This window comes from bacterium, from assembly GCA_019637795.1.
Taxonomy (GTDB): Bacteria; Desulfobacterota; Binatia; order HRBIN30; family CADEER01; genus JAHBUY01.
Window position 1 is genome coordinate 897,167 of the sequence record JAHBUY010000002.1, and the last position, 26,994, is coordinate 924,160.

General features: G+C 71.1%; 26 protein-coding genes and 1 pseudogene. 6 read left to right on the plus strand and 21 right to left on the minus strand.

Annotated features, from left to right (window positions below):
• Window positions 1-101 precede the first annotated feature (101 nt).
• Together KF840_09175 and KF840_09180 are read right to left on the minus strand one after the other, a co-directional pair.
• The gene (locus KF840_09175) at window positions 102-1,196 is read right to left on the minus strand and encodes a microcin C ABC transporter permease YejB (GenBank protein MBX3025068.1); all 1,095 of its coding nucleotides are present in this window, start codon (window positions 1,194-1,196) and stop codon (window positions 102-104) included.
• Window positions 1,197-1,253: 57 nt separating this feature from the next.
• A complete protein-coding gene (locus KF840_09180) occupies window positions 1,254-3,062 on the minus strand; it encodes an ABC transporter substrate-binding protein (protein MBX3025069.1) in 1,809 nt (602 codons plus the stop codon).
• A 101-nt stretch (window positions 3,063-3,163) separates the two neighbouring features.
• On the opposite strand from KF840_09180, the gene KF840_09185 reads away from it, so the two are divergent.
• Window positions 3,164-5,014 (plus strand): RecQ family ATP-dependent DNA helicase, encoded by a 1,851-nt coding sequence (locus KF840_09185; protein MBX3025070.1) that lies wholly within the window; start codon window positions 3,164-3,166, stop codon window positions 5,012-5,014.
• A gap of 146 nt (window positions 5,015-5,160) precedes the next feature.
• Here the strand turns inward: KF840_09185 and KF840_09190 are convergent, their stop codons facing one another.
• The 7 genes from KF840_09190 to KF840_09220 all read right to left on the minus strand — a co-directional run bounded on the left by KF840_09190 (window position 5,161) and on the right by KF840_09220 (window position 8,969).
• Window positions 5,161-5,472: a TRL-like family protein gene (locus KF840_09190; GenBank protein MBX3025071.1), complete on the minus strand. Its 312-nt coding sequence runs from the start codon at window positions 5,470-5,472 to the stop codon at window positions 5,161-5,163.
• A gap of 126 nt (window positions 5,473-5,598) precedes the next feature.
• Window positions 5,599-6,270: a hypothetical protein gene (locus tag KF840_09195; GenBank protein MBX3025072.1), complete on the minus strand. Its 672-nt coding sequence runs from the start codon at window positions 6,268-6,270 to the stop codon at window positions 5,599-5,601.
• A 16-nt stretch (window positions 6,271-6,286) separates the two neighbouring features.
• On the minus strand, window positions 6,287-7,228 hold the full coding sequence (locus tag KF840_09200) for a hypothetical protein (protein MBX3025073.1): 942 nt from the start codon (window positions 7,226-7,228) through the stop codon (window positions 6,287-6,289).
• A gap of 38 nt (window positions 7,229-7,266) precedes the next feature.
• The gene (locus KF840_09205; protein ID MBX3025074.1) at window positions 7,267-7,422 is read right to left on the minus strand and encodes a hypothetical protein; all 156 of its coding nucleotides are present in this window, start codon (window positions 7,420-7,422) and stop codon (window positions 7,267-7,269) included.
• Between the two features lie 48 nt (window positions 7,423-7,470).
• Window positions 7,471-7,611, minus strand: coding sequence for a hypothetical protein (locus KF840_09210; GenBank protein ID MBX3025075.1), 141 nt, complete (start codon window positions 7,609-7,611; stop codon window positions 7,471-7,473).
• A gap of 227 nt (window positions 7,612-7,838) precedes the next feature.
• Window positions 7,839-8,675 (minus strand): DUF4143 domain-containing protein, encoded by an 837-nt coding sequence (locus tag KF840_09215; GenBank protein MBX3025076.1) that lies wholly within the window; start codon window positions 8,673-8,675, stop codon window positions 7,839-7,841.
• 93 nt (window positions 8,676-8,768) lie between these two features.
• The gene (locus KF840_09220; protein ID MBX3025077.1) at window positions 8,769-8,969 is read right to left on the minus strand and encodes a hypothetical protein; all 201 of its coding nucleotides are present in this window, start codon (window positions 8,967-8,969) and stop codon (window positions 8,769-8,771) included.
• A gap of 240 nt (window positions 8,970-9,209) precedes the next feature.
• Between KF840_09220 and KF840_09225 the strand changes: the two genes are divergently transcribed.
• Window positions 9,210-9,419, plus strand: a complete 210-nt coding sequence (locus KF840_09225) for a hypothetical protein (protein ID MBX3025078.1) — start codon at window positions 9,210-9,212, stop codon at window positions 9,417-9,419.
• 85 nt (window positions 9,420-9,504) lie between these two features.
• Here the strand turns inward: KF840_09225 and KF840_09230 are convergent, their stop codons facing one another.
• The 8 genes and pseudogenes from KF840_09230 to KF840_09265 form a co-directional block, all read right to left on the minus strand.
• Window positions 9,505-9,894 (minus strand): hypothetical protein, encoded by a 390-nt coding sequence (locus KF840_09230; GenBank protein ID MBX3025079.1) that lies wholly within the window; start codon window positions 9,892-9,894, stop codon window positions 9,505-9,507.
• Window positions 9,895-10,069: 175 nt separating this feature from the next.
• A pseudogene (locus tag KF840_09235) lies at window positions 10,070-10,376 on the minus strand (type II toxin-antitoxin system RelE/ParE family toxin).
• Window positions 10,377-10,481: 105 nt separating this feature from the next.
• Window positions 10,482-10,778, minus strand: a complete 297-nt coding sequence (locus tag KF840_09240) for a type II toxin-antitoxin system Phd/YefM family antitoxin (GenBank protein ID MBX3025080.1) — start codon at window positions 10,776-10,778, stop codon at window positions 10,482-10,484.
• 250 nt (window positions 10,779-11,028) lie between these two features.
• On the minus strand, window positions 11,029-11,274 hold the full coding sequence (locus tag KF840_09245) for a hypothetical protein (GenBank protein ID MBX3025081.1): 246 nt from the start codon (window positions 11,272-11,274) through the stop codon (window positions 11,029-11,031).
• A 9-nt stretch (window positions 11,275-11,283) separates the two neighbouring features.
• On the minus strand, window positions 11,284-12,273 hold the full coding sequence (locus tag KF840_09250; protein ID MBX3025082.1) for a hypothetical protein: 990 nt from the start codon (window positions 12,271-12,273) through the stop codon (window positions 11,284-11,286).
• Window positions 12,274-12,488: 215 nt separating this feature from the next.
• The gene (locus KF840_09255) at window positions 12,489-16,019 is read right to left on the minus strand and encodes a DUF11 domain-containing protein (GenBank protein ID MBX3025083.1); all 3,531 of its coding nucleotides are present in this window, start codon (window positions 16,017-16,019) and stop codon (window positions 12,489-12,491) included.
• A 75-nt stretch (window positions 16,020-16,094) separates the two neighbouring features.
• Complete coding sequence (locus KF840_09260) at window positions 16,095-16,844, minus strand: zf-HC2 domain-containing protein (GenBank protein MBX3025084.1); 750 nt, start codon at window positions 16,842-16,844, stop codon at window positions 16,095-16,097.
• Entirely contained in the window at window positions 16,841-17,785 is a 945-nt protein-coding gene (locus KF840_09265; GenBank protein ID MBX3025085.1) for a hypothetical protein, read from the minus strand. Before KF840_09265 ends, KF840_09260 begins: the two co-directional genes overlap by 4 nt.
• 245 nt (window positions 17,786-18,030) lie before the next feature.
• Between KF840_09265 and KF840_09270 the strand changes: the two genes are divergently transcribed.
• Together KF840_09270 and KF840_09275 are read left to right on the plus strand one after the other, a co-directional pair.
• On the plus strand, window positions 18,031-19,932 hold the full coding sequence (locus tag KF840_09270) for a caspase family protein (protein MBX3025086.1): 1,902 nt from the start codon (window positions 18,031-18,033) through the stop codon (window positions 19,930-19,932).
• Window positions 19,908-21,170 (plus strand): transporter, encoded by a 1,263-nt coding sequence (locus KF840_09275; GenBank protein MBX3025087.1) that lies wholly within the window; start codon window positions 19,908-19,910, stop codon window positions 21,168-21,170. Before KF840_09270 ends, KF840_09275 begins: the two co-directional genes overlap by 25 nt.
• 63 nt (window positions 21,171-21,233) lie before the next feature.
• Here KF840_09275 and KF840_09280 read toward each other — a convergent pair whose 3' ends face one another.
• Together KF840_09280 and KF840_09285 are read right to left on the minus strand one after the other, a co-directional pair.
• Window positions 21,234-21,473, minus strand: a complete 240-nt coding sequence (locus KF840_09280) for a hypothetical protein (GenBank protein ID MBX3025088.1) — start codon at window positions 21,471-21,473, stop codon at window positions 21,234-21,236.
• Entirely contained in the window at window positions 21,470-21,847 is a 378-nt protein-coding gene (locus KF840_09285) for a hypothetical protein (GenBank protein ID MBX3025089.1), read from the minus strand. Before KF840_09285 ends, KF840_09280 begins: the two co-directional genes overlap by 4 nt.
• Before the next feature lie 80 nt (window positions 21,848-21,927).
• On the opposite strand from KF840_09285, the gene KF840_09290 reads away from it, so the two are divergent.
• Together KF840_09290 and KF840_09295 are read left to right on the plus strand one after the other, a co-directional pair.
• Window positions 21,928-22,596, plus strand: coding sequence for a nitroreductase family protein (locus KF840_09290; protein ID MBX3025090.1), 669 nt, complete (start codon window positions 21,928-21,930; stop codon window positions 22,594-22,596).
• A gap of 10 nt (window positions 22,597-22,606) precedes the next feature.
• Entirely contained in the window at window positions 22,607-23,434 is an 828-nt protein-coding gene (locus KF840_09295; protein MBX3025091.1) for an endonuclease/exonuclease/phosphatase family protein, read from the plus strand.
• Window positions 23,435-23,485: 51 nt separating this feature from the next.
• Here KF840_09295 and KF840_09300 read toward each other — a convergent pair whose 3' ends face one another.
• Window positions 23,486-25,162 (minus strand): dynamin family protein, encoded by a 1,677-nt coding sequence (locus KF840_09300; GenBank protein ID MBX3025092.1) that lies wholly within the window; start codon window positions 25,160-25,162, stop codon window positions 23,486-23,488.
• A 290-nt stretch (window positions 25,163-25,452) separates the two neighbouring features.
• Entirely contained in the window at window positions 25,453-26,994 is a 1,542-nt protein-coding gene (locus tag KF840_09305) for a DUF547 domain-containing protein (GenBank protein MBX3025093.1), read from the minus strand.

Sequence of the window (26,994 nt, forward strand, 5' to 3'; positions counted from 1 at the left end):
AGCGGGGTCAAAAGCGTTTCACCACGGAGGCACGGAGACACGGAGAATGAGCTCCGTGATTGCTCTCCGTGCCTCCGTGCCTCCGTGGTGAAGTCTTCTCTTCATCGGCCCTCGAAGTCGATGCGCGGGTCGACGAACATGTACGTGAGGTCCTCGACCAGCTTGGTGAGCAGGCCGATGAGGGTGAAGATGTAGAGGGTGCCGAACATCACCGGGTAGTCGCGCTGCACCGTCGACTGGAAGCCGAGCAGGCCGATGCCGTCGATCGAGAAGATGACCTCGATGAGCAGCGCGCCGGTGAACAGGATGCCGATCAGCGCCGCCGGGAAGCCGCTGATGACGATGAGCATGGCGTTGCGGAAGACGTGGCGGTAGAGCACGCGGCGCTCGCTCAGGCCCTTGGCGCGCGCCGTCAGCACGTACTGCTGGTTGATCTGGTCGAGGAACGAGTTCTTGGTCAGCAGGGTCAGGCTGGCGAAGCCGCCGATCACCAGCGACAGCACCGGCAGCGTGATGTGCCAGAAGTAGTCGGCGATGCGATGCCACCAGTCGAGCTGGCTCCAGTCGTCCGACACCAGGCCGCGCAGTGGAAACCACTGCCAGTAGCTGCCGCCGGCGAAGAGGACGATGAGGAGGATGGCGAAGAGGAAGCCGGGGATGGCGCTGCCGACGATCACCACGCCGGAGGTCCAGACGTCGAAGCGCGAGCCGTCGCGCACCGCTTTGGCGACGCCGAGCGGGATCGAGATCAGGTAGACGAGCAACGTCGTCCACAGGCCGAGCGAGATCGACACCGGCAGCCGGTCGGCGATCAACGCCATCACCGAGCGGCTGCGGAAGAAGCTCTCGCCGAAGTCGAAGCGCAGGTAGCGCTGCAGCATCAGCAGGAAGCGCTCGGGTGCCGGCTTGTCGAAGCCGAACTGGCGCTCGAGGTCCTTGATGAGCTGCGGGTCGAGCCCCTGCGCGCCGCGATAGCGGCTGGTGGTCGCCGTCACCGGCGGTCGCGCGCCGCCGGCGAGCTCGCCGCTGCCGCCGCTCACGCGCGCCGTGGCCGACACGGCGGTGCCCTGCAACTGGGCGATGATCTGCTCCACCGGGCCGCCCGGCGCGGCGTGGATGATGACGAAGTTCAGCAGCATGATCCCGAGCAGGGTCGGGATCATCAGCAGCAGTCGACGGACGATGTACGCCAGCATGCTGCCCCGGTGGCTCTCAACGCGGAGAGGCGCAGACGCGGAGGTTCGCGGAGGACATCAGCGCTTGGCGGCGATGGCGGCGGCCTTCGCCGGATCGTACCACCAGGTGTCGGTCTGCACGCCCTGCGCCGGGATCACGTCGGGGCGGCCGAACTTGTCCCAGAAGGCGTAGCGGTCGTAGGCGATGTACCAGTTGGGCACCACGTAGAAGCCCCACTGCAGGGCGCGGTCGAGGGCGTGGACGCGGGCCACCAGGCTGGCGCGGTCGGGCGCCGCGATCACCTGTTCGACCAGCGCGTCGATCGTCGGATCCTTCAGGCCGAGGATGTTCGGGCTGCCGGGCTGGTCGGCCCACGCGGACGACCAGTAGCTGCGCTGCTCGTTGCCCGGCGACAGGGTCTGCGGCCAGCTCGCCATCACCATGTCGAAGTCGAAATCGTCCGTCCGCTTCTTGTACTGCGCCGTGTCCACGGTGCGGACGCGCGCCGTGATGCCGAGCCGCTCGAGGTTCTTGGCGAACGGCAGGGTGATGCGCTCGTAGGCCGGGTCGATGAGCAGGATCTCGAACTCGAACGGCTGGCCCTGCGCGTTCACCAGCTTCTTGCTCGCCGGATCGACCGTCCAGCCGGCGTCCTTCAGCAGGTCGTAGGCCTTCTTCAGGTTGTCGCGCATGTTGCCCGAGCCGTCGGTGGCCGGCGGCTGGTACTCGGTGGTGAACACCTCCGGCGGCAGCCTGTCGCGCAGCGGCTCGAGCGCCGCCAGCTCGGCGCCCTGCGGCACGCCGTTGGCCGCCAGCTCGGAGTTGCCGAAGTAGCTGCGGGCGCGCGTGTACTGGCCGTAGAAGAGGGTGCGATTGGCCCATTCGAAGTCGAGCGCGTAGCCGATCGCCTGGCGCACGCGGCGATCCTGGAACAGCGGCCGGCGCAGGTTGAAGGCGTAGCCCTGCATGCCGGCGGGGCGCGAGTGCGGGAACTCCTTCTTGATCAGCCGGCCGTCGCGCAGCGCCGGCGAGTCGTAGGCGGTGGCCCAGTCCTTCGACGACGCCTCGAGGCGCAGGTCGTAGGCGCCGGCCTTCAGCGCCTCCAGCGCCACCGTCATGTCGCGGTAGTAGTCGTAGCGGATGGTGTCGAAGTTGGCGCGGCCGCGGTTCACCGGCAGGTCCTTTCCCCAGTAGTCGGGCACGCGCTCGTAGGTGCTCCAGCGGCCGGCGTCGAACTTCCCCACCTTGTACGGCCCGCTGCCGAGCGGCGGCTCGAGCGTGCTGGCGTCGAACTCGCGGCTCGCCCAGTAGTGTTTCGGCAGCACCGGCAGTTGCCCCATGATCAACGGCAGCTCGCGGTTCTCGCCCGGCTTGAAGGTGAACCTGACGCTGCGCTCGTCGAGCTTCTCCGCCCGGTCCACGTTGGCGTAGTAGGCGCGGTAGAACGGCTGTCCCTTGCTGCGCAGCGTCTCGAACGTCCACAGGACGTCGTCGGCGGTGATCGGCGTGCCGTCGTGCCAGCGCGCCTCGGGGCGCAGGCGGAAGATGACCCACGAACGGTCGGGCGGCGTCTCCACGGTCTCGGCCAGCAGCCCGTATTCGCTGAACGGCTCATCGGCCGAGCCGGTCAGCAGCGTGTCGTAGATGCGCGTGCTGCCGTCGTCGGGGTTGCCCTTGATGATGAAGGGATTGAAGCTGTCGAAAGAGCCGAGGCCGTAGAGCCGCAGCTCGCCGCCCTTCGGGGCATCGGGGTTCACGTAGTCGAAGTGGGCGAAGCCGGGGCCGTACTTGAGATCGCCGTGCATGGCGATGCCGTGCGCCGGCGCGGCGGTGTCGGCGGCGTGGGCCGTGGAGGCGAGGAGGAGCAGCAGAGCGAGGATGCGCATGGTCCGCGACTCTACCGGTCGCGGCGCCGCGCCTCCAGCGTCGCCGCGCCGCGTCGCTGGCGGCATTGACTCGCCCAGGCCGCCCCGGTAGCGGCCACCCCATGTCCCAGCGCGATGCGATCCTCGATGTGGTGCGTCGCTATTGGGGGTTCGACCAGCTCCGGCCGCAGCAGGAGACCGCCATCGCCGCCGGCCTGGAGGGCCGCGACGCGCTGGTGGTGCTGCCGACCGGCGGCGGCAAGTCGCTCTGCTACCAGGTGCCGCCGGCGGTGGCCGGCCGCACCGACGTCGTCGTCTCGCCGCTCATCGCGCTGATGAAGGACCAGGTCGACGGCCTGCGCGAGAACGGCTATCCCGCCGCCGCCCTGCACAGCGGCATGGGCCTCGACGAGGTGCGCGAGGTCGAGGCGGGCCTCGCCGCCGACCGCTACCGGCTGCTCTTCGTCGCCCCCGAGCGCCTGCTGATGCCCCGCTTCCTCGCCTGGTTGGAGCGCGCCGGGGTGCGCGACTTCGCCATCGACGAGGCGCACTGCATCAGCCACTGGGGACACGACTTCCGCCCGGAATACCGCCAGCTCGCCGAGCTGAAGACGCGCCTCGCCGGCGCCAGCATCCGCGCCTTCACCGCCACCGCCACCGAGCGCGTGCGCGCCGACATCGCGGCGCAGTTGCGACTCGCCGATCCGCTGCTGCTGGTCGGCACCTTCGACCGGCCGAACCTCACCTATCGCGTCGTGCCGCGCGGCGACACGCCGCGCCAGGTGTTGCAGGTGCTGCGCCGCCACGCCGACGAGGCGGCGATCGTCTACTGTCTGAGCCGCAAGGACACCGAAACGCTGGCGGCGCACCTGGTCGCCGCCGGCCTGCGCGCCGCGCACTACCACGCCGGCATGGAGTCGGCCGCGCGCCACCGCACCCAGGAGGCGTTCGCGGAGGAGAAGCTGGACGTCGTCGTCGCCACCGTCGCCTTCGGCATGGGCATCGACCGCAGCGACGTGCGCTGCGTCATCCACACCGCGCTGCCGAAGTCGATCGAGCACTACCAGCAGGAGACCGGCCGCGCCGGCCGCGACGGCCTCGAGGCGGAGTGCGTGCTGCTCTACTCCGGCGGCGACGTGGTGCGCATCGAGCGGCTCCTCGAGCGCAGCGCCGGCGAGGCCGCGGCGGCGCGCGGCGAGGTCGAGCCCGGTGCCGCCGACCTCGAAGCGATCGAGGCGTCGCGGCAGCTCCTGCGCCACATGCAGCGGCTCGCGTCGGGCCTGGCCTGCCGCCACAAGACGCTGTCCGAGTACTTCGGCCAGCCGTACGAGCGCGAGGGCTGCGGCGCCTGCGACGTCTGCCTCGAGGAGGTCGAGGGCGTCGGCGATGCGACGGTGACGGCGCAGAAGATCCTCTCCGCCGTGGCGCGCGCCGAGGGGTTCGGCGTCACCCACGTCGTCGACATCCTGGTCGGCGCCGACACCGAGCGCATCCGGGGCCGCAACCACCAGCAGCTCTCCACCTACGGCCTGCTGAAGGACCTGCCGCGCCCCGGCGTGACCGCGATGGTGCACCAGCTCGTCGACCAGCGCCTGCTCGAACGCACCGCCGGCGACCGCCCGGTGCTGCGCCTCAACGCCGCCTCCTGGGAGGTGCTGCGCGGCCAGCGCCCGGTGCAACTCGTGCAGCCGCGCGCCAAACCGGCCGCGCTACCGCGGATCGACGGCGCCTCGTGGGAGGGTGTCGACCGCGACCTCTTCGACCACCTGCGCCAGCTCCGTCGCGCGCTCGCCGAGGCGCGCGGCGTGCCGCCCTACATCATCTTCAACGACGCTACCCTGCGCGACCTCGCCCGCCGCCGCCCGACCTCCCTCGACGCCTTCGCCCACGCCTACGGCGTCGGCGAACGCAAGCTGCAGGACCTCGGCCCGGTCTTCGTCGAGCACATCCGCCAGTGGTGCGAAGCGCAGTGAGCCGTGCGTGCGCGCGCCGTTCTCTGGACGGCTGTCGAACAGGGCACGTGCCCCGAGGCAGCGGCGCTCGTCACGCGCCATTCCCGGACACGACGGGGCGAGCGCCGGATGGCGCTCGCCCCGTATCCTGAGTGCGACGGCGACGTTCAGTTGCCGGTGACGACGGTGCAGAAGTCGCCGACGATCCCCAGCATGTTGGTCGTGTGATGGTCGACCGACGAGACCTCGCGGATCCCACCGGCGCGCTTGGCGGCCTCGATGCTGGCATCGCCGGTGGCGACGATGCCGAGGATCGAGCGGGCGCAGGACTGACCTTGCTTGGTCCCGGCGGTCGAGGTGGCGGCGATCGGCCCTTTCACGTCCGCATAGAACAGCCCGATCGCCGGCGACATCACCGGTTGGCAGGCGCTGACGAACAACGCCGACGCCGCGGTGAGCATCATCATCCAGTTACGCATCGATCACCCTCCCCTGTGAGTTGTGTAGATGGTTGAATGGCCCAGGATCGTAGAGAAGCCGCTGTGTAGAGTATTCGCCCGTCCACGGCAATGATGACGACTGAACGGGGATCGCGAAGGCCGGTGCTACGGTTCGAGCGCCAGCTTGCCGAGGCGCGTCCTGTGATCTCCCGCCATCACGTCGACGGCGAGGATCTTCGCCTCGAGCACCAGCGGCACGCCGTCCACCGGCTGCTGGGCGCCGATCACCTCGAGGCGCAGCGCCAGCGTGACGAAGCGCTCGCCGCGGTTGCGCTGCAGCACCGCCGCCGCCTCCTTGGCGTCGAGCGGCCAGCTCTGCGCCTGGCCACCGTTGGCGAGCGCGATGCGGACCTCGGCCCCGAAGGGCGACCCGGAGGGAATGTAGGTTCCGTCGCCGAGGCCGACGAAGGTGAACTCTCCGTACTTGGGATCGTACTCGCCGATCGTGGCATCGAGGTTGACCTGCAGGAACTTGACGTCGCGAACGCTCTCGGCGCGGGAGCGCAGTTGTCGCTCGACCTCGTCCGCGGTTTTCTGCCGTGTGAATTCGTCCGCTCGGCTGACCTTCGGATCGCGCGTGGCGAGCGCGGCGAACGGCGGCTCGACCCCGGCGGCCCGATAGGCGAGGAAGAACAGGTCGAGGTCGGCCGGTTGCGCCAGGGTACGCCCCGCATCCGCCGCGGCGGCGCCGCGGACGCCGATCAGCAGCCCGAGGGCGATCGTGGCGACGGTGGCCCAGCGCATGCGGCGGCGGTCGATCATCGAGATGCGGCGCATGATCGTCTCCTGCCGCTCAGAACTTCGTCGCCGGACCGGCGGCGCTCTTCGCCTTCTCGATCTCCTGCTGCTGCCGCGCCTCGTCGCGCCGGCGTTCCTTGTCCTTGTAAGTCGTCTTCGCCTGCTCGTTGAAGCGCACGAGGTCCGAGCCGCGATAGAGCGCGATGGCGAAGCCGCGGCCGAGCGCCAGGTTGTCGCGCGGCGAGCCGATGGCCGCGTCGAGCGACACGCCCTGGTTGCCGCTCACCCGCGGCGGCAAGCTCGGGAAGAGATCGTAGCCCGGGCTGCGGCCGCCGCCGGTGCCGGCGTTGAGCGCCGCGTCGGCCAGCGAGAGGAACTGCGGCGTGGTCGGCGGGCGGTACTCGGCGTACTCGATGCCCTCGTCGATGCCCTGCTCCTCCGCCGTCTTGCCGGACATGATCCGGCCGCGGCCGTCGAAGCGCCAGACGATGCGTCGCGCGTGGTATTCGCTCGCCGGCCGGTCGGCCGTGGTGTCCTTCGGATACTTGGCGAAGAGCCCGTCCGCGAGCGCGCCGGCGAGCTGCGGCTGGGCGAACTGCTTGGCGCGGCCGACGAAGACGACGCGCTCCTTGTCGGGCACGGGCGAGACGTAGACGAAAACCTCCTCGTGGTCGCCGCCGTCGTCCTTCACGGCCAGCAGCCCGACCAGGTAGGCGGTCTCCTGGTCGCGGAGCTTGTCGAGCGGCAGCCCGTAGTAGCCGAAGCCCTTGTCGGAATCGGCGTAGCGACGCTCGATGGCATAGCCGGCATCGAACTGCCGGAGCGCCGCGGTGGCCTCGTCCACCGTCATGTTCAGCTTCACGCCGGCGACGTCGAGCGCCGCCGGGTCCGTCGCCGCCGGCGGCGCGTCGGCGAGCGCCGACTGCGCCAGGCAGCCCATCACCGCCAGGCCGGCGATGTACCGGCCGACCTTGGTCGTCAGGATCTCGTTGATCATGGTCTCTCCCCCACGCGGTCTGGGTGGCGCGCGGCGACTCAGAAACCGGCGGGGCCGGCGTCGTCCGTGTCGCGCCACACGATGGTGTTGCGGGTGCGCCGGCCCTGGCATCGCCAACAGCTCGCGCCGGCGATGCCGCACTCGTGGAGCGCGGCGGGTCCGCTCTGCAGAAGCTCGTGAACGCTCGTGTGCATGGTTGTCTCTCCGCGCCCCCGCCGGTCGCCCGGCGGGGGCGCACACCGTCACCAGTAGGTCTTGTTGCCGACCGTCACCCCGGTCCCGGTGCCGTGATGGATCCCGGTCACCGGGCTGCCGTTGATGATCACGGTGGCCTGTCCCCCCGCCTGCGGCAGCGGCTGGACGACGACGACATGATCCGACATCGCGCTCTCCTCCTTTCGTCGGTCAGTTGACGGACGCTGGGGAGGCGAACGCGGAAAGTGCGACAGCGGCGGCTGCGACGCGTCACCGGCGCGCCGTGGCGAACGTGAGGAGAACCTGCGGACGCTCGTTGCCGTGGGAGTTGGCGGTCGGGCCGCGCTGCCCGAGCGGTGACTCTGGCCGCCGCGGGGCGGGCTGATCGCCGCGAACGGCGGCGGCGTCGACGACGCTACGCCCGCGCCGCGTCGCGCAGGTGATCGAGCAATGTCGCGAGGTCGCAGGACGCGCGGCGGTCGGAGAATACCGAGCGAGGCGTCTGGGAGACGAGGAAGCGGCGGCGGGCGCGGATCAGGTCCGCGGCTCGGTCCAGACGCTCGAGATCCCGGGGATCGGGGTCTGACCTCAGCTTGACCTCGACGGCCCAGCGCTCGCGCCCGAGATCGAGGACGAGATCGATCTCGTAGCCGTCGCTGGTGCGCAGGAAGGAGGGAATCGCGCGCCGGCCGACGAGGCGCAGGGTGGTGAGGATCTGTTCGATCACGAACCCCTCCCAGCTCGCGCCCACCCAGGGCTGCACCAGCAGGTCGTCACGGCTGGCCGTTCCCAGCAAGGCGTGCAGCAGCCCGCTGTCGCGCCAGCACAGCCGCGGACTGCGGATCAATCGCTTCTTCAGAGTGCCGGCATACGGCGGCAAGCGGCGCACGAGAAAGGCGCCTTCGAGATGGTCGAGATAGCTGCCCACCGTGGGATGAGACAGTCCCAGGCTCTGCCCGAGCCGCGACAGGTTCACCACCTGCCCGTGCACTGCCGCCGTCATGCGCAACAGGCGATCGATCGTCTGCGGCTTCGCGGGAAGCCCCCACGTGGGGAGATCGCGCTGCGCGAGCAGCGCGAGGTAGCTGTCCTGCCACTCGGGGCACCGCCCGGGGTCGAGGATGCCTCCGTCTGGGTAGCCGCCGCACAGCCAGTGGTCGGTGACGGCAGCGGAGGGAACCTCCCAGAGGACGAAGGGCGACAATTCGAGCAGCGACAGCCGGCCAGCGAGCGATTCGGAGACGTGGGTCATCAGCCCCGGCGACACCGAGCCCAGGAGGAGAAAGCGTCCGCACCGCTGACGGTCGGCATCGATCGCGCCGCGCAGCCGCGGAAAGACCGCCGGTCAGGCCTGCGCCTCGTCGAGGATGAGGAGCTCGCCGGCCGCGGCAAGGCGATCCCATTCGATGTCGAGCCGAGTCCGCTCTCCGGGCTGCTCCAAGTCGATGTAGCGCCCGCCGAGCGAGCGGGCGAGGGTCGTCTTGCCCGCCTGCCGCGGCCCGACGAGCGCCACCGCCGGATGGCGGCGAAGCCGATCGCGCAGCACCTCGCCGAGGGCGCGCTGGATATGTGTTTGCCGATCGCAAATCGATTTTCAATTTGCAAGGCGCCGCGCGGCGATGGACCAGGCCCGGCAAGCACGGACACCGGGGCGGCGTCGAACACGCTGCAGGTGCTCGCCGAGCGGTCGAGGGCATCGCCAGACCGGCGTCCGCCGGAAGTGCCACGTGGCGAGCTCGTATGGCGATGCCTTGTCGCGTGGATGGGCTTTCGATAGACCGCCAGCATGAGCCGCCAGCGTCCCTGGCCGCGCCTCGAGAAGGGCGAGTCCTGGCGGGCGCGCTCGCTCGAGGAGCGCGCCCGCGCGGTCGAGTCCGCGTGCCGAACGGCGCTGCAGATCCTCGCCGGCTCGCCCGACCGCGCGCGCCGCCTCGCCCGCATCGATCCGGTGCCGGCGTCGACGCTCGCCCACCTGCGACGTCTCGCGCGCCGCTAGACGCCATGCCGGAACCGCGGACGGCGGCCGCGGCCTGCCACGGTGCGGCCGGCGCGGAGGCGCAGCGCCGTTCCACCGCCGCGCCTCAGTGCACCCGCCGGTAGACGACCTTCTGGCCCAGCGGCGCGTCGACGCGGATCTCGTTCGACGACACGACGACGTACTTGGCGGTCTGCCCGTTGCCGTTGACCAGCACGTAGCCGTCGCCGACGTCGTAGGTGACCGGCGCCCCGACCGAGCCGATCAGCGCCTTGTCGGCGAAGAACTCCACCTGGTTCAGCCCCAGGTTCGCCATGAGCTTCGCGTCCGGGCTCGACGCCGCGGGGTCGATCTCCCACTTTCCGAGCAGCGGGTTGCCGTGGCTGCAGGCGGCGAGCAGCAGCGCGCCGCAGGCCAGCGCGCCCAGCGGCGCCCTCCGCCGTGCCGCGCGCCACCCCCACGACGTCAGCGTGATGATTCGATCGGTTCCCTTCATCGGCGTCTCCTCCCAGTGCCGCGCAGCGCGGCGGCTCGGAGACGGGCCAGGCGTGACGTCACATCACGTCGCGCCCGTCTCGCATGGTCAGTTGATCCGAGAGGGGCACGCGGATGCCGGAAGTGCTACACGCGCCGAACTGGCCGCCAGTTCCTCCGCCTGCGCGGCGGGGGAGTCACCGCGCCTTCAGCCGCTCTCCGAGGTCCTCGTAGATCGTCCGCCGATGGCCCACCGCCAGCACTCGCACGACGCGATGGTGCCGCTGGTAGACGATCCGGTAGCGGCGAACCTTGTATCGCCGGTATCCATCCAGCTCGCGGCGGAGCGGCGAACCAGCGCCCGGGTCGGTGCTCAGCAGGCGGAGCGCTTCCTTCACCCCCCGCTTCACCTCGGGGGGGCAACGCCCGGACCAGCTCGGCGACGTGAGGCGGAATGTCGATGCGGAAGGGTGGGGAGTGCTGGCGGCCGGGACGACCTTGCATGCGACGTACATGGCGCCGCGGCAGTGCGACGACAAGACAGGACGAGGCCGAAAAGTGCGGTGAGGGCTGCCTGCTCCTCGACCGGCGTGAAACTGGATTCGCGCCTCACCCGCGGCGCTTTCCGCGGGGCGGTCGGAGCGGTTCGTCGAACACCTCCTCGAACGACAGGCCCCGCTTGCCCGCCTCGTAAAAGCGGCGGCTCTTGCGGATCTGGGCCATGAGCCGAGGGTCGCTGAGGACATCGAGCGTCGCCTTGAGGCGCTCGTACTCCGCGAAGTTGACCAGCACCGCGGCGGGCTTCCCCTTGCGGGTGACCACCACCTCCTCCTCGCGCTCGACGACGCCGCTCACCAGCGCGGGGAGGTGCGTCTTCACCTCGGAAATCGGCAGGGTTTTCGCCATCGATGCTTCGGTTGACCAGAAAACTGGTCGATACAAGCCAGCCATAGGCGGTGCGGAGCCGACGCGCAATCCGAATCATCGGCGGTGCCTGGAACATTCGTCCATGTGCCGACTACGGCCTGCTGCCCGGCGAGCAGGCCGTCGGCCACGGTCGGGTCACCTGCTCGCTCTGGTGAGACCGCGAATCCGAATTTCCACGCTGGACCTCGACCGAAGCGTCGCTTCCGGCGCATCAGTCCGTTCGCATCCATCAGTCGACGTCGACGGCATCCGACGCCGGAGCGAGCTCGACCTTCCTCACCCACATCTCTTGCTCCGACAGCGGCTCGATCAGCATCAGCTCGACGAAGCCGCGCGCCGAGAGCTGCCCCTGGCGCTTGATGCTGCGGCCGCCGAAGGGGCCGGCTGTTTCGCATCCAGGGTGTAGGTCTCGCCGATCTCGAGCTCGTCTGTGCGTGAAAGTTGCTTGCGAATGGGCGCGCGCCGCCGCGGCCACGATCGCGGCTCAGAGACTTCCCCAGGCGTACGGTCGGTCCACGTACAGGGCGCCCCTCTCGGCGAGATCGGCGCCGAACAGCCAGTCGCCGCGGTACAGGAACCCCCTGGCCCCCTGCGCGTTGGCCTCCGCCAGAAAGGCGGAGGAGGAACGATCGAGAGGCCCTGGAATGAACTCGAAGTGAAACGGGGCAACCAGCGACTCGTCCTTCACGTACAGGGCGCCGCTCTCCTCGAGCGCGTCGCCGAACAGCCAATCGCCGCGGTAGGCGAAGCCCCTCGCCCCCTGCGCATTCGCCTCGGCCAGGAACGCGCTCGAAGAACGATAGATCGATCCCGGAAGGAACTCGTAGCGGAAGGTGGCGCGCTGCGACTCGTCCTTCACGTACAGGGCGCCGCTCTCCGACAGGTCCGATCCGAACACCGAGTCTCCCCGGTAGGCGAAGCCCCGCGCGCCCTGCGCATTCACTTCGGCCAGGAACTCGCTCGAAGGGCGGTGGAGCGATGCCGGGATGAACTCGAAGCGGAAGGTGGCGTGCTGCGACTCGTCCTTCACGTACAGGGCGCCGCTCTCCGAGAAGTCGGAGCCGAACAGCCAGTCCCCGCGGTAGGCGAACCCCCGCGCGCCCTGTGCATTCACCTCGGCCAGGAACACGTCGGAAGCGCGGTAGAGCGATCCCGGAAGGAACTCGTAACGGAAGGTGTGTTGCGCGCCGCCCGGCGTACGCGAGGGAGTCCCCGCCATCGGTGTCGCCGTCGGCGTGGCCGTCGGCGCCACGGTGATCGGCGCGCCGTCGCAGCCGACGAGCGCCGCGTTGACCCCTCGCACCAGCTCGTCGATCGTCACCTGCCCATCGCCGTTTACGTCGCCCGGGCACGGCTGGCCCGCCTCGCATCCCGCCAGCGCGGCGTTCACCGCCCGCACCAGCTCGCTGATCGTCACCTGCCCGTCGCCGTCGAGATCGCCCGGGCAGGGCTGGGCGGCGGTCGGCGTCGACATTGCGAGCGCGAGACAGGCTGCGATGAGAAGCCGGCACCCGCGCGACCGCCGGAACATCCCCGCCGCTCCCGCTGTCTCGGCTCTCTCGTTCACGATCCGCTCCATCGTCATTGTTCCGCGGCCTGCGTACATCGCTGATGCGCTGGTGGGCGGCGGGGGCACTGCGGCTGACTGATTCCTCGTACCGGCGACATCATCCTGCGGAGTCTGCGCTGTCATGGCGTGCACGAGCTCGGCACTCCATTGCAGATACGCGTCGTCTGCTCGGCAGTGGCGCTGCCGGCGTCGCTGAATGCCCATACGCGGTTCGTCAGCAGGGAGCCGCCTGGGAAGCGGGCGGCGTCTCCTGACACGAACATGGTCACCAGCACGGTGCGATTTGCCCCAGCCGGCACTGATCCAAGGCTCCAATTGATGATCCGCCCCTCGATGCAGCCGTTGAAACAACTGCCGCCGTTGCCAGCGGAAACACCCGAAACCCGATCCGGCACGGCGCTGCGCAAGGTGATCGTCTGCGGGAGCGATCCGCTGTTCTCGACCGTGGCAAGATACGTGAGCACTTCGCCGCGCCTGACCGGATCGGGATCGGCCGAGGCGGTGAGGGTGAGCGTGATGGGGCTGTCGGTACGCACCGTGGCGGCGCCGTGGGCGCGTGCCGACGCACCGAGCCCGCTGTCGCGCAACTCGGCATCGCTCTCCAAAATCGTGCCGTTGGTTGCTTCGCTTGCTACCGCAACCGTGAACTGCCGGCGGCCGCTCTTCCCCGCTCCGATCGGTCCCACCGCCCACGTCACGACCCCCGCGCTCTCGGTGCCACCGTCGCTCGCACTGTCGAAGGTTGCGCCAACGGGTACCCGGGCGGTCAAAACTGCGTTGCTGGCGTCCATGGTCCCGGGGTTTCCGAACGTAACAGTGTAGGTGAGATTCTGGCCGGCCCCGATCGGATCGCGCTCGGCACGCATCGCCAACGCCAACTGCGGGCTCGAGTCGATGACGACCGTCTCTTCGGCCACTGCCCCGCCGGCGCCGATCACCCAGGCGCGATGGCTGAGCAAGGTGCCATTGGGAAACCGGGCGGCATCATCGGAGATGTACAAGGTGACCTCCGCGGTGCGGCTCCCCCCAGCCGGCAGCGATCCAAGGTCCCAGTTGATGATCCGACCCTCGATGCAGCCGTTGAAACAGCTACCGCCGTCACTCGTATTCACATTCGATACGCTGCCGGGCACCACGCTGCGGAGCGTGACGTTCTGAGCAGAGCCGCTCCGGTTGGTCGCCGTCAGGCGGTAGGTGAGCTGCCCGCCCCGCGGAACCGAATTGGGCGAAGCAACCAGCGTAAGCGCGATGGGGCTTCCGGTGCGGATCGTCACTGCACTCGTGGCACGCGCCGATGCCCCCAGGGCGGCGTCGCGGAGCTCGGCGTCACTCAACAACACGCTGCCGTTCGTCTCTCCTTGGCCCACCTGGACGGTAAACTGCCGGCGCCCGCTGGCCCCCACTGCCACCTTGCCCAGCGACCACGTCACGGTGCGATTCTCCCCGGACACGCCGCCGTCGCTCGCGCTCTGGAAGCTGGTCCCCACCGGCAGCCGCGCCGTCAGCACTGCGTCGTTCGCATCAGACGTGCCAGGGTTGCTGAAGGTCACGTTGTACGTCAGCGCCCGACCAGCCTCAGCCGGATCCCGCTCCGCCTGCAGCGCTACCGCCAACTGCGGAGTTCCCTGTACCTCGACCGAGGCCTGCGCAGCGCCGCCGACGGCGGCATCGCCCGTTACCGTTGCGGAGCTTTGGATTACTGTTCCGTTCGTCGCACCCGACACCACGAATGCCGTCAACTCCACAGTTCGACTGGCGCCCATGGCCAGCGTCCCGATGTCCCACGTCGCGATGCGCCCCGCGATGCAACCGTTGAAACAGTTCCCTCCGTCGCTGGCGTTCACGGACTGTGTATTCCCCGGGACTGGACTGTTGACCTGGACATTCGTTACGGCGCGGTTCCCCTGGTTGGTAACCGTGAGGCGCACCGTGAGGAGACCTCCCGGTCGTATGGGGTCTGGCGCCGCCTGTAGAGCCAGGATCAGCCTCGGGATCGGCGTCGGGCTCAACGTGACCGTGGGGCTGGCGCTAACCGTGCGTGTAGCCGTCGGAGTCGAGCTGGTCGTCGCGAAAGGGGTGGACGTCGATGAGTAGGTCACCGTCGCTGACGGCGTCACCGTCGGTGTTCCCGTCAGGCTCGGCGACGGCGTCGCCGTCGAGGTGGAGCCGGGTAGCGATGTCGGGGTGAAGGTCGGCGTGGGGCCGCCGCCGGCGGGGAGTTGGTCGAGGGTCAGTTTGTAGGAGCCTGCGCCCTGGGTGGTCTGGTCGGAGACGATGGCGAAGTAGAAGCCGGGGTCGGCGCCGCGGTCGAGGCGGGCGGTGCCGGGGTCGCAGATGGTGTCGAGGCGGGTCGACGCCAGGGCCCCGAAGCGCCAGAGCTCGACGCAGGGGGCGATGGCGCCGCTCTGGCGGGTGGCCTTGAGGATCAGGGTGGAGCTGCGGGTGACGCTGAAGCCGTACGGGTCGAGGTCGCCGATGTCGAGGCTCTGGCTCTCGACCGGGATGCCGTCGACGTCCTCGGGGCGCAGGCGGGCATAGTACAGATCGTAGGAGCCGATCTGGGTGTTGCTCTGGTCGTTGACCAGCACCGCGTAGGCGCCAGGGACGAGGTTCAGGTCCAGTCGCGCGCTCGGGTCGCCGCAGGCCTGGCCGCCGGGCACCGGGCCGGTGGCGAGCGAGCGCACCTCCAGGCACGGCACCAGGCCGCCGGTGGAGCGCGTCGCCTGCAGGATCACCGTCGTCGGCTCGTGCAGCTCCAGGGTGTAGACGTCGAGGTCGCCGCGCGGCTCGATGCTGGTCATCGCCGGCCGGTCGTGGCGCAGCACCGCCAGCAGGACGTTGTTCACATCGGGGCTCTCGAGCGCCTTGCGCTGCGCCTGCTCGGCAGCCGCGGCGACGGTCTGCCCGGCGAAGCTCGCCGGCGGGTTGGCCTCCTCGACCACATCGAGGAGGTCGCGGAAGCTGACGGCGCCGAAGTTGTCGATGCCGCGCTCCTCCACCAGGCGGACGGCGGCCTCCGAGCTCGGGCTGATGACCACCGCGGCCGGCGCGGCCGCGCCGGCGGGACCGACGTCGCCGAAGCGCTGGTCCTCGCCGTCGATGCGCGCCGCCAGCAGGTAGCGGGCGCTCGCCTGGGCGCAGTCGGCGGCGACATCGAAGCGGAAGGCGCCGCTGGCGTCGACCTGCGCCGACGCGATGGGCTCGGAGGTCCGGCAACGGGCGTCGTTGCAGCGGATCAGCCGCACCACGGTGCCGGGCGCGCACTCGGCCAGGCCGCTCAGGCCCGGCCGCTCGCAGGTGCCGGCGATGGGCAGGGCGAGGCGGCCGCCGAGCGCGAAGTTGACGGCGGCGACGATCTCGTTCACCGAGATCGCCCCGTCGCCGTTCTGGTCGCCGGGCCGGCACTGCGCCACGTCGCCGCCGCCGAGGGCGAGGTTGACCATCAGCACCAGGTCGTTGATCGTCACCCCGCCCTGGTAGTCGCAATCGCCGGCGCAGGTCTGCGCCGCGGCGCGACCCGCGCCGAGCGGGCTCAGCAGGCAGAGCGCGACCGCGGCGCCCGCCGCCAGCCGAATGGCCAGCGATCGTGACCGCCGGATGATTCCCTGCGTTCGCGTCGCGTCGAGTCCCCGGTTCGCAATGGTCTCCATGGTCACTCCCCCACTGAATTAGGAATTGGTCTGTGATGAGTTGATCGCGGGACGGCGCGGCGCCGCCCGCCCGGTTCACGGTTGCAGGCGGCGCACGGACGCGCTCGGCACCCAGACGCGGCGGCCGTCGGCGAGCTCGAGGCGCGTCCAGCTCCCGGACGCCTCGAGCCACGCGCCGCGCGTCCCCGATCGCAGGCGCGCCACCACCGGCTCGGCGGCGTCGGGCCGCGCGTGGGCGACGACGTCGGCGACGACCTCGGCGTTGGCCGCCGGCGCGCTGTCGCGCATCTGGTCGAGCGGCGTCCCCGGCATCGCGAAGCGCGACACCCCCACCGCCAGCACGAGGACCGCCGCCGCGGCCACCGCCCACTGCAGCGGCGGCAGCGTCAGCCACTCGCGCAGCGCGCCCAGCCAGGCGCCGATCCGCCGCGCCGGCGCCGCCGGCGCGCGCTCGACCTCCACGGGCCGAACGGCCTCGACCGGCGCCTCGGGCAGCGGCGCCGCCATGATGCGCTGCAGCACGCTGGCGCAGCGCCCGCACTGGCGCAGGTGGCGCTCGACATCGGCCTCGGCGCTGGCGCCGAGCGCCGCCGACCCCTCCGCGTAGGCGATGAGCCGCTCGTCGTCGGGACATTCCGGCGTCGGCTCTTCCGCCGCGTCGCGCGCGCCGAGGCGATCGCGCCACTCGAGCAGCCGCGCCCGGCACGATGCGCAGGCGTCGAGATGCGCCTCGATGCGATCCTCGTCGGCGCCGTCGAGCGCGCCGTCGAGCCAGGCGACCAGCTCCGCGAAGGCGGGACAACTGTGGCGCGGCGACGCGCTCATCGCTCATCTCCGGGTCCGCTACCGACCGGGATCTGCTTGAGCTCGCGGCGCAGGCGGGAAATCTTCGTCCGCGCCGTCGATTCGCTGAGGTGCAGGAGCTCGGCGATCAGCGCCGTCGGCAGCGTCACCACCGTGCTCTCGGCGGCGCGCAGCAGCTCGGCGCGCTGCCGCTCGCGCTTCGCCAGCTTGCGCTGCAGCTCGGCGCGCTGCGCCAGCAGGCGCGCGGCGCGCGGAGAATCGTGCCCGGCGGCCGCGAGATCCTCCTCGAGGCGCTGCAGCCGGTCGCCGTAGAGGCGGATCCACTGCCCGGCCGAGGCGGCGCCGTCGACGCGCGCCTGGCGCGCCGCCTCGCGTCCGCGCACCGATTCGCGCGCGTCGGCCAGGCGCCGGGTCAGCAGGCGCAGACTCCAGCCGTTGCAGTCGGCGAGGAACCGCAGCTCGGCGGCGTCGAAGTCGAAATCCTCGAGGTGCAGCAGCTTCACCAGCACCCGCTTGTCCAGCGGCAGCGCGGCGAGGAGCGCCGCCACCGCCGGCATCGGCCGCTCGCGATCGCCCCCGGGGCCATCGCCGGCGCCCGCCGCCGGGCGATCGTCGAGCGAGAGCGTGTCGAGACGCTGCCGCCGCAGCCTGCCGCGAAACTGCTTCATGAGGTCGGGCAGGATGCAGTGCCACAGGTAGGAGCGCAGCGACGCCTCGCCGCGGTAGCCGCGCAGGCGGTGGAACACGCGATCGTCGTCGAAGAGAAAGGCGATGAAGTTCTCCGTCGCCGCCTCGTGCTCGCACCCCGCGCCTTCGAAGCGATAGATGAGCGGCAGGTACTCGGCGTGAAAGCGCTGGCGGGCCGCCACGTCGCCGGCGATACAGGCGTCGACGAGGCGCTTGTCCTCCTGACCGACCACCGGCACCGCGGCGACCGCAGCCGATGGCGATTGTCGGCGCATGCGTTGGAGCAGGACCGATACAAATCGCACGACGGCGATGTCAATGTATTTCGCCGCCGCCACTGATTCTTCGCCGACATCGACATGCACTGCGTTCCAGGGGAACGGATTCAACTTTGTGCGACATCGCGGTGGCGCAATGGTCATCGTGAACATGACCGCGGAAGGGAACACGGATCGCGAATTTGTGACACGGCGCGATCGAGTTGCCGCCGATGGTCGACCTGCGCTAAGCGCCGCCGGACGTGTCCGGCGCCCGCTTCAAGATCCGCCTCGGCCTGGCCGCGATCTGCCTCGCGGCCGCGATCGGCGCCGCCGCGGCGTGGTTCGGCGCCTCGCGCGAGGCCACCGCGCGTCCGCTCGCGCAGACGACAACCGCGACGACCTTCGCCGGCGGCGAACGCGGCCAGCGGCCCCACCTCTGGGTGCTCAGCGTCGGGGTGAGCGCCTATCGCGATCCGGCTCTGCGCCTGGAGTACGCCGCCGCCGATGCGCGCGATTTCGCGGCCGCGCTGCAGCAACAGGCCAACGGGCCAGTGTATGATCTAGTTCACACGCGTGTCCTGACGGATACCGCAGCGTCGCGCGATGCGATTCTCGAGGCGCTTGATGGCTTCCTCGGCCAGGCGTCGCCGGTCGACGTGGCGGTGATCTTCCTCGCTGGGCATGGCGTGCGCGCCGACCGGGGAGCCGCCCACTACTTCCTCACCGCGGCGGCGTCGCCGGAGGCGCCGCACATCGCGGGCGTCGACATGGGAGAGCTGCGCCGCCAGATCCTGCGCCTGCACCGGAACATTCCGCGCATGGTGGTCGTGCTCGACACCTGCCACGCGGGAGCGGTCACGGCGGCGCCGAGCGGCGCCCAGCTCGGCGCCGATCTGTCCTCCGGTCTGGCGCCGGTCGAGGGGCTGTACATCCTGACCTCCGCCTCGGCCGGACAACGCTCGCTGGAAGTGGCGGCGCGGCGCCACGGCGCCTTCACCGCCGCGCTGCTCGATGGTTTGCAGGGCGGCGCGGCGCGAAACGACGGGTTGATCACCGTCCTCGGTCTGGCCAACCACGCGATTCGCCAGGTGGAGGAGCTCACCGATGGACGGCAGCGGCCGTACATCTCGATCGTCGGAGAGGACCTCGCCATCGCGGCCGACCCGGGGCGGCTGGCGCAGGTGACGCCGCCGCCCCTGCCCACGCCGGCGGCTCCAGCGGAGCCCGAGCGGCAGCGCGAACGCATCGCCATCGGCGACTTCGAGTACTTCGGCCCCGATGCCGCCTATGAATGGATGCACCGCGCGCTCAGCCAGGACGTGCTCACGGCCTTCAGCGAGATCCGCCAGCTCGACGTGTACGACGAGACGATGCTGCGTTTCGTCGCTCGCGACGCGCCGGACACCCTGGAGGCGGCGCAGCGCGCCGGCGTCGGGCTGCTGGTGCGCGGCGCGTACTGGGTCCAGGACCGGCAGTTGAGCATCAGCGCCCAGGTGCAGAGCGTGCGCCCGCTGCAGGTCGTGGCGACGGCGCGCGCCCGCGGCCCGGTGGACAAGTTCGCCCAGCTCACCGGCCAGGTCATGCTGGCCCTGCTCGACCAGTTGAGCGTCGACGTGCCGGCGCCTCTCGGCGATCAGCTCCGCAATCCCGGCACCAGCAGCCTGACCGCACGCAAGCTGCTGACGGAGGCGGAAAGCGGCGGCGGCCGCGCGCCACGGCGACCCGAGCGGCCGATCCAACCGGGGGCGTTCCACGCCCCGCCTCCGAGCGCCCCGCCGCTGCTCGCGTGGCTGCTCGACGCGATCGTCCCGCCGAGCTTCGCGCAGACGGATCCGGATGCCGAGGCCCAGCTACGCGTGACCCTCGAGGGTTACCGGCAGGCGCTGGAGGACGAGGATCTGGACGCCCTGCGCCGCTACTATGCGGACTTTCCCGCCAGTCAGGCCGCGGCGCTCGACCGCTACTTCGAGAACGCGGAGAACCTGCGCATCGAGCTGAGCGACGTGCGCGTCGCCATCATCGGCGACGAGGCGGCGGTGTCGTTCACCCGGCACGACCGCTTCACCGACCGCGAGCGCGGCGAGCCGCAGGACGTGCGGGTGCGGGTCACCAAGCGCTTCGCCTTCCGGGGGGGACAGTGGATCATCCTCAACGACGCGTAACGTCCTGGTCGAGCGCGGCGGCGCTGGCGGTCGCGACGCTCCTGTCGATCGGCACGGCGCGGGCCCAGAACCCCAATCAGTTCGGCGGCCAGGACCGCGCCAACGCGGCGTCGCAGCTCGTCCTCTTCGGCGTCGACCGCGGCATCGCCGCCCTGCCGGCGGTGTCGGGTCCGTCGGTCACCTACCAGTTCGACCCGGCGAGCGATGCCTTCGTTCGCGCCACCCGGCTCGGCTCGACCGTGCTGCCGAGCACGCAGACCATCGGCCAGGGGTCGCTCACCGTCCAGGTCGCGGCGTCCTACTTCGAGCAGTCGGAGTCGTTCACCCCGATCAACTATCTGTTCACGCGCGACGACCTGCCCACGGAGCCGATCGTCGCCAAGGTCGGCCTGGACGTGCGCGCCCGCGTGACGCTGATCAACCTGGCGGCAACCTATGGACTGACGCAACGCATCCAGCTCGGTCTGTCGCTGCCCATCACCGTGGTCGACGCGCAGGCGCAGCAGGTGTTCTCGACCCGGCGCAGCCTGCTCAATCTGCCGCCGCCGCAGGCGGTGATCAGCGGCGCGCGGGTGCAGAACGGAGACGTTGCGGCGGCGGTCAGGACGCTCAACGAGTCGCTCGGGCCGGGCAAGCCGCTGGCCCTGCGCGGCGACACCTTCTCCGCCCTCGGCTTCGATTTCAACGACGGCACCCACGCCGGAGTCGGGCGCATCGCCCTCGGTGGCAAGGGCCTCGTCTACTCGTACCAGCGCCTGCAGTTCGCCGCCGCCGGCGACGTGCTGCTCCCGAGCCCGAGCCAGGCGGAGTTCGCCGGTCCGGACAGTGTCGCCATCTACCCGCGCGTCATCGCCAGTCTGCGACCCGCCGACGCCATCACTCTCAGCACCGATCTCGGCTACAGCTACGATTTCGACCACGCCGAGCTGCAGCGCTTCGCCTGGACCATCGGCGGCTCGTTCGGCAGCGAGCGCTTTTCCCTCGATGTCGGCTTCGCGGGCTCGGAATACGCCCAGTCGATCGAGTGGACGCCCGCGGTCGTGCACGGGGAGCCGCGGACGACGGGCGTCGCCCTGAACGACGCGAGCACCGGCACGACGCTGGTGAGCGCGGTCTTCGGCGGCAAGCTGCGCGTGGCCGAGGCGACGGTGCTCGCGGGCGGCCTCAGCGTGCCGATCGTCAACCTGGCGTTCCAGCCCGACGTCCTCGGCACGCTGGCGGTCGAGTACACGTTCTGATCGTCCGGCGCGCGGGCGTCGCCCATTGGCGATCGGCGTCTCCCCCGCTCGGCGCAGCGCGTCTCACGTGTCCTTCCGCGCCTCCTCCGCTCCCGATGGGCGGCGGTAGGGGTCTCCTCGCTCCTCGTTCAGTGCCTCGATGGCGCGATAGCGGTGCACGCCGCGCGGCAGATGCTTCGCCGCCGCATGCTGGCGGTAGAAGCGCAGCATCTCGGCGACCGCTCGCAGGTTGGCCGGATCGGTCGCCTCCCGCCACGGCGGCGGCATCGCCTCCACCGAACGATAGCGGAGGACGGCCATCACGTCCCGCGCAGGCCGAAGCGGTCGGCCAGCATGGCGGCGTCCAGACGATCCAAGGGACGAACGGTGTCCTTCTTCATCCGCCAGAGGGTGCGCGGCGTGACCACCAGACGCGCGATGTTGTCCGCCTCCGGTCGAATGAAGAGATCGACGTCGCCCGTGGCGCGCGCCAATCCGTGCAGCCCCAGCGCGCCGGCGCCGAACACGGCATAGTCGACCGCCTGTGCGTGGAGCGCGCGGAAGACCTCCCGCAGTCGCGATTCGTCGAGGCTGGCAACCTCGGTCATGCGGCGCGCATAACACCGGGCGAAACGCCGGCCAAGGCGATACCCGCCGCGGCCGGCGCCGCGGCGTTGCCGCCCGGCATCTCGCGCCATCGCGCGGGCGCGCGGCCAGGGGGACGGCTGGTCATGGACGCGCGAGGGCTGGTAGTCAGTCGGGGATGGAGGAGACGGCGATGGACCTGACCAGCATCGATCATCTGCTGACCACCACCCGCTCGGTGCGCAAGCGGCTCGATTTCAGCCGCCCCGTCGACCTGAAGGTCGTCGAGCGCTGCCTGGAGATCGCGATGCAGGCGCCGACCGGCGGCAACCAGCAGGGCTGGCACTTCCTGGTCGTCACCGATGCCGGCAAGCGGCGGGCGCTCGCCGATCTCTACCGGCAGGCGTTCGAGGTCTACCGCGGCATGGAGCGCCCGGCGCTGGCCGCGGACGATCCGCGCCACGCCCAGTTGCCGCGCGTCATCGCCTCGGCCGACCATCTCGCGCAGCACCTGCACGAGGCGCCGCTGCACGTGATCCCGTGTATCGAGGGTCGCGTCGAGCAGCTCCCGGTGGCAGCGCAGGCGGCGACCTACGGCTCGATCCTGCCCGCCGCGTGGTCGTTCATGCTGGCGCTGCGGTCGCGCGGCCTGGCCACCGCGTGGACGTCGCTGCACCTGTTCCACGAGCGGGAGGCGGCGGCCATCCTCGGCATCCCCGAACACGTCACCCAGGTGGCGCTGTTCCCGGTCGCCCACCACACCGGCACCGACTTCAAGCCCGCCAAGCGCCTGCCGGCGGCGTCGCGCATCTACTGGGACGGCTGGGGCGCGACCCGCGGCGGCGGCGGCGTGCCGGGATAGGACGACGGGCATGGCGCCGCGCACGCTGCGCGTGCTGACCCTGAACTGCTGGAACGTCTCCGAGCCCTACGCGGCGCGCATGGCGATCGCCCGGGCGGCGATCGCGGCGCTCGACCCGGACCTGATCGGGCTGCAGGAGGTGATCGTCCGCCGCGATGGCTTCGACCAGGGCGCCGAGCTGCTCGGCGACCGCGGCTACCACACCGCCTACGCGCCGGCCTTTCGCTGGGACGAGCGCGGGCACGTCGACGCCGATGGCGACGGCGACGGCTTCGGCAACCTGGTGGTCAGCCGCTGGCCGATCGTGGCCGCCGAGCGCCACGCGCTGCCGGGCGAGGAGTTGGACGAGCGCCGCTGCGCCCTCGCCGTCCGCGTCGCGGCGCCGTTCGCCCAGATCCCCTTCGTGTGCACCCACCTCGCCTGGCGGCTCGACCACGGCATGCTGCGCGAGCGCCAGGTGCGCGCGCTCGACGAGGTGGTGGGGAGCTGGCGGCGCGCCGGCGACTTCCCCCCGATCCTCGTCGGCGACCTCAACGCGCCGGCGGACGCCAACGAGATCCGCTATCTCAGCGGCCTCGCCGCGCTCGACGGCCGCAGCACCTTCTACCAGGACGCCTGGCGGGTGCGCGGCGCCGGCCCCGGTCACACCTGGGACAACCGCAATCCCTTCGCGGCCATGATGTTCGAGCCCGACCGGCGGCTCGACTACGTGTTCGTCGGCGGCGCCGAGGTCAGCGGCCGCGGCTGGATCGAGCGCGTCGCGCTGGCCTGCGACCAGCCGGTGGACGGCGTCTTCGCCAGCGACCACTTCGGCGTCGTCGCGGACATCCGCGTGTGAACAGGCCCGCGCGCGGCCGCGCGGCAGCGCGGCCCGCCAGGCGGTCGTCGTTCAGGCGACGACGCGGCGCGCTTCCTTGCTGACGTCCTCGATGCGCTGCTTGGCGTTGGCGAGGACGGGCAGGTGCGCGGCGAGCGCCTCCTGCTCGCCCTCCTCGGCGAGGAAGTTGGTCTCGACGCGGATGCGCTCCTGCTCGCCCTGGGCGGCGCGGGCGATGTCGGCGAGGCGGCCCTCGAGCACCGTGCGGACGGCGGTGTCGGCGGTCTTCGCCGCGCTCTCGAACCAGGCCGACTGCGCCGCCTGCGCCTCGGTGATGCCGGTCTTCTCGAGCGTCGCCAGGCCGGGCAGGTACCAGCGCCGCCACAGCGCCCGGCGCAGCAGCGCGAGGCTGCCGGTGCGGGCGCGCTCCAGGCGCTCGGGCGGCGCGATGGCGCCCGGACGGACATCGACGCGATCGGCGGCCGCGGGCGAGGCGACGGCGCCGTATTGCTTGGCGGCGGCGCGCAGGGCGTCGAGCGCCGACGCATTGGCGGCGGCGCTGGCGGCGGCGTAGGCCTCGGCGGCGGCGTTGACGGCGCCCGCCAGGGCTTCACCGCGCCCGCTGCGCACCCAGGCGCGACGGGCGGCGCGCAGCGCCGCCGTGAGCGCTTCGGCGGCCTTGCCCAGCGCCGCGCCGCGCTGCTGACCGGCGGCGTCGACGGCGGCCTGGAAGTCGCTCACCTTGGCGCGCTCGGCGGCGGTCTTCGCCTCCGCGTCGCGCTGCACGGCGCTCAGGCGCTCGCGCACCTCGGCGAGCTTGGCGTCGAGCGCGGCGCGGCGTTGGCCGAGGGCGGCCTGCGCTTCCTCGATCCAGCGGACGGCGCGCTTGCCGGCCTCGCGCAGGGCGACCAGCTCGCGCTTCTCCGACGACGCGAAGCGGCCGAGGGCGTCGGAGAGCTCGGACAGCCCGCTCGCCGCCAGCGCGTCGCGGTCCCGGCCCTGCTGGGCGCGGGCCGCGGCGCGCGCGTCGACCAGGTAGAGCTCGTGCGCGCCGGCGACGTCGGCGCGCAGGGTCTCGGCGTGCCGCGCCAGCTCGCCCTGCTCCAGCTCGGCGCAGTCGGCATCGAGGTTCCAGACCACGAACAGCTTGCCGATGTCGGCCTGCAGCCCGTCCATCAGGCGGCGCGTCGCCTGCGTGAACAGCGCCGGATAGCGCACCACCAGGACGACCGCGTCGAGGGCGCGCAGGGCCTCGGCGCTGATGGCGTCGAAGCGCTCGTCGCTGCCGATGCCGGGGGTGTCGACGAGATCGACCTGGCCGCCGAGCTGCAGCAGGTCGGCCTCGGTCTCCACCACCACCTCGGCCACGTCGCGCACGCCGGCGCGCATGATCTGGGTCAGCTCGGCCAGCGTGTCGACGCGATTCGCCCCGACCTGCCAGACGGTGCGCGAGCCGTAGGTGATGCGCAGCGGCAGCGAGGTCAGGGGATCGAAGGCGACCGGCGACAGCTCCTTGCCGGCGAGGGCGTTGATGAGCGTCGACTTGCCCGCCTTCACTTCGCCATACACGGCGATCTTCACCCGGCGCCGCGCGAACTCGGCCAGCAGACCGTCGAGCTCGCCGAGCCGGCCCTTGGGCAACAGCGCCGCGTGCGGCTCCAGGGCGTGTCGGGTCTCGAGGAGCGCTTCGTTGAGGGAGGTCGCCAGCACGCCGTAGGCGCGGCGGACGGCGTCGTCGGTTGGTTGCATGTGGGAGCAGCTCCTTGCGGCGGTGAGTCGGCATCCATACGGTCTGCCGAGCGGCGAGGCAACTCGCGATGTGACGAAGGACTTTCACCACGGAGGCACGGAGACACGGAGCGTACTGATTTCGAAGCCCGCTCAGCGTTCATCCCAAAGTTCATCAGAAATGGAGTGAGAAGAGGCCCCGCGCCTTCGCTATGGCACCGAGCCCTCCGTGTCTCCGTGCCTCCGTGGTGAAGGGTTTTTGTCGTATCGAGATTAGGACAGTACCGCGGCGCGCGGCCGCCGAGCGTTCCCTACCGGCGCGGCGCGCGCTCGTACACCGGCAGCTCGTCGAGATGCCGGTGGCACATCTCGCACGAGGTGATGCCGCGGGCGCGCGCCGCGGGATCGAGCACGGCGTCGATCCAGCGGCGGAAGGCGCGGTAGTTGTCGAGCACGGCGGCGGGATCGCTGCCGACCCGGCCGAGGTCGTAGTGCGGCGCGTCGACCTCGGCGGCGAACGGGCAGGCGTGGAAGCGACCGGCCGAGGTGAGGACGGGGAAGCACCGCACGCAGCCGCGGCCGAGACCGTGGAAGTCGGCCTCGCGGTCGCGGTCGAAGCGGCCGTCGGCGCCGGCGCCGGCGTGGAAGAGGACCTTGTAGCCCTGGAAGAGGCGATTCGGATGGGCGCGCGCCCAGTCCTCGAGCGCGGCGCGCGCCGGCGCCGGCAGCGGCTCGGCATCGCGGCCGTGGAGGATGGAGTAGTTCAGCACCGCCTCGCTGCGCGCGTCGCTGTCGAGGATCGCGAGCAGCCGCTCGGCCTTCACGCCATTGGAGAAGATGGTGAATAGGCCGCGGAAGCCGTGGCGGCGCAGCCAGGCCATGGCGTCGATGATCGCCGTCGCGTGCAGGGTCGGCTCGCCGCCGTAGAACTTGATGTTGCCATCGGCCGCGACGCTGCGCCGCGCCTGCTCCAGCACGGCCGTGTCGTACGGCCGGTACCAGCCCCGCGGCGAGCCGTCGATGGTGCAGAAGGCGCAGGCGCGGTTGCAGAAGTTGCCTTCGTACAGGTGCAGCTCGCGCAGCTCGCGGTCGCCCGGATTGTAGTGTTCGACCGGCTCGTGAAACGCGATCGGCCCGATGTTGGGGCGGCGGTTGGCGTCGTTCAGGCCCCAGTCGTACGTGTTGTAGACGACCTCGTATTGCGCGAGGCGCTGCAGCGGCTCGCCGGTGTGCTCGGCGACGAAGCGCAGGACGCCGAGGCGGTAGTCGCGCGTCGTGGCGGCGGCGCCGGCGAAGTCCTCGGCGTACATCTTGAAGATCCGGGACACGAAGATGCGCCGCGCCGCGTGGTCGATGCGGCAGTTCCACTCGCTGGCGAGGAACTGCTCGGTGGCCTGGCGGAGCGTCGCCTGCAGGCCGTCGCCGACGTAGGCCGCCGGGCGCAGCGCCGGGCAGCCGTTGGAGCCGCAGTTGATGGCGAAGTGGATGCGCGGCTCGCGGAACTCGCCGCGCAGGATCTCGTGCTCGACGTCGTCGAGACTGACGGCGCGGCCGCCGGCGCGGTGGCGGCGGCGCTGGAAGAACTGCCCGTCGCGCGTCTTCCACACCGAGGTGATCGGATACTCGGCGAGGATCGCGTCCAGGGTGAAGGCGTTGTACGCGTTCAGCCAGTAGGCGAGGCGATCCTCGTCGCGCGGGAAGCGCGCCGGATCGCTCGCCGGGCTGGCGTCGCCGAGGGCCGCGACCACCGCATCCAGGCGATCGCGGCGTTCGCGCAGGCGGTCGTAATCGACCTTGCCGTCGGGCGCGACGACCTCACGCAGCAGCGCGGTCCACGGCTGCCAGTCGAACAT